Annotated in this window: 4 protein-coding genes; all 4 read left to right on the forward strand. The window is 44.1% G+C overall.

What is annotated here, in order from left to right; translation table 11 throughout:
- Positions 1-1614: ArnT family glycosyltransferase (locus ACJ751_RS24875; RefSeq protein WP_407748236.1), on the forward strand; the 1614-nt coding region annotated here is incomplete at its 5' end.
- A gap of 211 nt (positions 1615-1825) precedes the next feature.
- Positions 1826-2428, forward strand: a complete 603-nt coding sequence (locus tag ACJ751_RS24880) for an RNA polymerase sigma factor (protein ID WP_407748237.1) — start codon at positions 1826-1828, stop codon at positions 2426-2428.
- A 145-nt stretch (positions 2429-2573) separates the two neighbouring features.
- A complete protein-coding gene (locus ACJ751_RS24885; protein WP_407748238.1) occupies positions 2574-3818 on the forward strand; it encodes a FecR family protein in 1245 nt (414 codons plus the stop codon).
- 451 nt (positions 3819-4269) lie between these two features.
- Positions 4270-5247 (forward strand): hypothetical protein (locus ACJ751_RS24890; protein ID WP_407748239.1); only part of this gene is annotated, 978 nt, incomplete at its 3' end.

The following is a 5247-nucleotide window of genomic DNA, read 5'->3' on the forward strand; positions in this document are numbered from 1 at the left end:
AAACCAACACGCCAAAACCTGCACCTCAGCCATATGCTACAACAATGGAATAATGTTCTCTTACATTTACGCACAAACAAAATAACCTGGTTATTTATTATTGCTGCTGTTTTATTATTTACCGGTATTGGCGCTGCACCCATGTATATACTGGATGAAGCCCGTAATGCACAGGCCGCTCGGGAAATGATGGAACGTCATGACTGGATAGTTCCCACCTTCAATGGAGAATTGCGCGCGCATAAACCACCGCTGCATTATTATTTTATGCAGCTGGCGTATCACGCATTCGGGATGAATGCTTTTGCCGCCCGCTTTTTTTCGGCCCTGTTTGGCTGGTTAACTTTATGGATCACCTGGTATTTTACCCGGCGCTTTGTAAGTTATGGTACAGCCATCTGGTCGGTAGCCGTGTTGCTGGTAAGCACCCATTTTTTGTTCGAGTTCCGCATGTCGGTGCCAGACCCTTACCTGATCTTTTTTATAACAGCGGGCATTCTTTGTTTTTATGCGTATGCCCAGGAGCGGAAATTAAAATGGTTGATTGGCTCAGCGGTGGCCGCTGCCCTGGCCACGCTGGCCAAGGGACCGGTAGCACTGGCATTACCGGGCGCGGTACTGGTGTGGTGGGTCGTTTCGCAAAAGAAATACGAACTGTTGTTCTCCTGGAAAATGATCCTGTATATGGGAGTTATTGTCCTTGTAGCCCTGCCCTGGTATGTTCTTGTTCATCAGGCAACCAACGGTGAATTTACCCGCATATTTTTCTTTGAACATAACTTCAATCGCTTTGGCGAACCTATGGAAGGTCACGGCGGTTTGTTTATAATGGTACCCCTGTTTGTATTGCTGGGTTTATTACCCATTTCAGTCTTCATGGCGGAGCTGGCCAAAAAAACACGATCGTTCCATACAAACCCATTCATCCGGTTAAGTATGTATGTAACCGTTGTATTTATTGTTTTCTTCAGTATCTCGGGTACCAAACTACCTAACTATCCCATGCCCTGCTACCCGTTTGTAGCGATCTTGCTGGGCTATTTCATCAATAAAGTAATTACCGGCCAAAACCAGGTGAAGCAATATCCTTTATGGTTATTACTGGCGTTGAACCTGTTGCTGTTAACGGCAGCCTGGATCGGGCTGGGGTTGGAGACCGCTACACAGCCTTTTCGTGGCTGGGCCCTGTTGTTTATAATACCGGTGCTCACAGCGGCAACCAGCTGGTGGTTCTTTAAAAAAGAAGGATTGAAAAAAGCGATGCATGCGATCATTGCCGGTTATTCGGTTTTTAACCTGCTGTTCCTGGCAATCGGTTACCCGGCTGTTTACAGGCTCAACCCGGTCACTAAAACCCTGCCTCTGTTACAGGCAGATGAGCAGGTGTATTCGTATAAGATCTACAATCCGGCGTTTAATTTTTATTTGAATAAACCCGTCCAGGTGTTGGATGATGCAGCTGCAGTAACCCGGGTTTTAACAGCCCATCCACAAGCGGTCGTTATTTCCCGTGAAAGTCTTTTACCTGAGCTGGAACCCCTGCCTTATAAACTGTTGGCAAAAGAACGTGACCTGTTTGAAACAGCTACCACGGTGCTGATTAGTGGGAAATAAGGGACAGCCATCACACTTTAAAAATAAAATTATATTAACAACCGTTTGCATTTGAATGATTTATTGATTAACCTTGCGTCGCAAAACCTTATTCTCCCCTCTCCTAAAGTTCGTGTAATTCTTCCTGCTGAAAGTATAGTGCTTTTACGAAAAGCATAACTTTCGGTTACCGTTCTTTTCCCCTAAACAGGTAATCTAAAAATGAATGCCCATGCATATCACGAACGATCTTCTCATCAGATTAAATAATAACGAACCGGCTGCTCATGCTGAATTATTCAAAGCAACCTTCGCAGACCTCACGGTTTTCGTTTATCGGATGATCGATAATGAAGACGAATCGGAAGATATAGCCATCTCCGCTATTACAAAATTATTAGGCAAAAAGCTCACCTTCAGCGCGATCGAACAACTAAAAGCCTATCTCTATATTTCTGCCAGGAACGGCGCCCTGAACTATTTAAGAGCGGCGCAAAAAGATGATCCCTTCCGTAAACAATTACAGGACGACCTCCCAATTGCAGAGGATCCCGGCATTAATAAGAAATATGAAATGGACCATATGCGCAAACTGATCGAGGCTGGCCTGAACAAGCTGGAAAAGCAATGCGCTGCCGTTATCAGGCTCACCATGCAGAATATGGCCCCTGACGAAATAGCTAAAACATTGAATATTAGTCCCAACCAGGTATATACGCAAAAATCGAAGGGAATTTCACGGTTGCGGGAATTCATAGAACAAAACGGCGGCAAGTACGGCATACCTGTCATAATTATCCTGTTAATGATCCTGTGTAAGCTCTATTTTGGGTAGAAATAAAAAATGTTTCGCATTTTCTTAATGTTCTGCTCCTATCTGTTGTTTCATTATAGAGAGAAGAAAACACGCTGATTTTTAGGGGACAGCAACGAACATTCAATTAAACCTTATTACCAATCAACCTTACAAATCGAACACAATGAAAGCACTATCTGAAAACACCACCCAACTAGCATTTGGGAAAAGCGATGAAGTGCCGTTGACCAGCGATGAACAAAAAATTTGTGAGGAGTGGACCTCGGGCAAAGCAGCTGAGATCATGAAGATAGATGCTACCGATCCCCGGCTTTTAGAATACGTTGGACTTTATAATAAACTGGAAAGCAAAAAAGAGGAAGTGTGGGAAAGTATCGAGGCGGCTCATTCCCTGACGCAATCGACACAAGCTGAAATTCCGGTTATGCAGCAACCAACAGCCAGGATCGGCAAACGCACCTGGATGCTCGCTGCAGCCGTTTTAACAGGCAGTATTGTTGGCGTATATGCCCTTTACCAATTTATCAATACCGATACAAACAGCGTTGTACCCGCACAGAGTATACCTGTTGCCAAAAGATCCATTGAGCCCGGTAGAACCCGTGCCCTATTGACCCTGGCAGATAACAGTCAGATTGACCTGGAGACCCTGCCGGCCGGGGTGATCGCTCACCAGGACCAAATGGACATCAGCAAAACAACCAATAACCAGATCGTTTATAAGGTATCAGACAATCAAAAAGCAGGTACCAAAGATCTGAACAACACTTTAACCACCCCTTATGGCGGCGAATACAAGGTTACGCTGGCCGATGGTTCAACAGTATGGTTAAATGCAGGTTCATCACTGAAGTATGCAACCGCTTTCAATGGTACTGACCGGGTGGTTGAATTGACCGGAGAAGGCTATTTTGAAGTGGCTTCCGATAAAACAAAGCCTTTCCACGTAATGGCCAATGGTACAGAAGTGAAGGTGCTGGGCACCAAATTCAATGTAAAGGCGTATAATACCGATAAACAGGTAACCGCTACCCTGGTGTCAGGAGCTGTGGCCATACAACATGGCAGCGCCGCATCAAACATAAAACCAAATCAACAGGCGATCGTTTTAGGGGATAATATAGCAATCAACAACAAGAGCAGGAATGAGATGTCGCAAGTGCTGGCCTGGAAAAACGGGTTAATCAACCTGGAAGGAGAATCGGTGCATTCCATTCTGGAACAGATAAAGCGCTGGTACAATGTTGACACGCAAATAGAAGCGGGTACCCCAGAAACCACCAATATTTTAACTGGTACCGTTGAAAGATCGCAACCCTTGTCAAAAGTGCTGGAGTTGTTAAATACGAACCTGAGTGTGCGGTTTACGCTTCAAGGTTATACCGTGGTGGCCAAAGCAAAAAAATAATTAACCTTAAAACATACAATAAAAAAAATATTTAAAATTCTTATAGTTAGGCTGTACTTCGCAGAGAATACCATTAGATCCCATTAAACCACCTTTGAGTTCAAGCGTCAATAGCTGAGTAGTTTGTGAAAGCTACTCAGCATTCCTATTTTTACCATACCTGACCAAACCAGATTCCCGCCTGCAAGGCCTGAAAATTATTTCCGGCGATTGCAGGCGTTGTTTATTTACTTTACATTGAGAATAATTACATATATGGACACACGTTTACAGAAAAAAGTACGATTAAAAAACCATCATTTTTATAACTTCATAACTGATATCTAACCAAACCAGTTATCAGTTACGCAAGCACAATCAGACATAACATTTATTTTCATTCATATTCGCCTGATTGTAATGCAGTAACCCTGGATTATTAATTGAACGCGTTTATGGGAAATAATACCGTATGAAAAAGATCCTTGGTTATTTGGTTATGGTATGTTGTATTAGTGCAGCAAGGGGGCAGGATGGAAATCCTGGCGGATCGGTGCATTCCCTTGAAAAAGCACTAAAAATATTGAAGTCAAAGGGTGTATTTAAAGAGGCTGTTTATGATCCCAGGATCATGAAATGGGCCATGCCCGTATATATACCACTGTCACCCGTAAATGACAGTTTACTGCAACGTATTTTTTCGGAACAACCCTTTTTGAAATTCAGCATTATTGCCAATCGACTGGCCATTCTCCAAAAAGAAAGATCAGAAATTGAAAGCAGCCGCGAACATTTTCAATATCGCGTAAAAGGGATTGTGCTGAACGATTCGGCCAATCCACTCCCCGGCGCCACCGTACAATTACGATCGGGCCGGTATGCAGGCGCTACTAAAAATGAAGGGGAATTTGGCCTGGTATGGACACTCGATGATACATTGGAAATTACCTACGTCAATTACAGACCCGTTGTTATACCCTGGCAAATTAACCATCGCCAGCTTGTTATTCGCATGGAACTACAGGACCCAAACCTGGAAGTAGCGATTGTAAGAGGATATTCATCATCCAAAGACAGAGGGAACACAGCAGGGGTATCACAGGTCCGGCCCAGCATAACACCTGGTGGTGATATGTTGAAGATCATCCAGGAAAATGTTTCAGGTATCTTAGCGCCGCCCACCAGTGGCTTATTTGGCGCTACACATAAATTTCAATTCCGTGGTCCTACTTCTATTGGTCCCTCATCAGAAACAACTTATCGCCCATCCAACAGTCCTTTGTTCGTGGTAAATGGTATCCCCTGGGCCCCTTCCCTGCACCCGGTAAACCAGTTAACCACTATGGTTGGCAAGCCCTCAGCTCCCGGGATTTCAGCCACAGGCTTTGATCCTTTTACAACCATGAGCCCATTGGATATTGAAAGCATTACCGTACTGAAAGATGCAGAA

This window comes from Niastella sp. (genome assembly GCF_045805085.1).
Lineage (GTDB): Bacteria > Bacteroidota > Bacteroidia > Chitinophagales > Chitinophagaceae > Niastella.

Bases quoted from the DNA above. Each gene is read 5' to 3' on its own strand.
- ACJ751_RS24880 (WP_407748237.1), top strand. From the start codon at position 1,826: ATGCATATCACGAACGATCTTCTCATCAGATTAAATAATAACGAACCG.
- ACJ751_RS24885 (WP_407748238.1), top strand. From the start codon at position 2,574: ATGAAAGCACTATCTGAAAACACCACCCAACTAGCATTTGGGAAAAGC.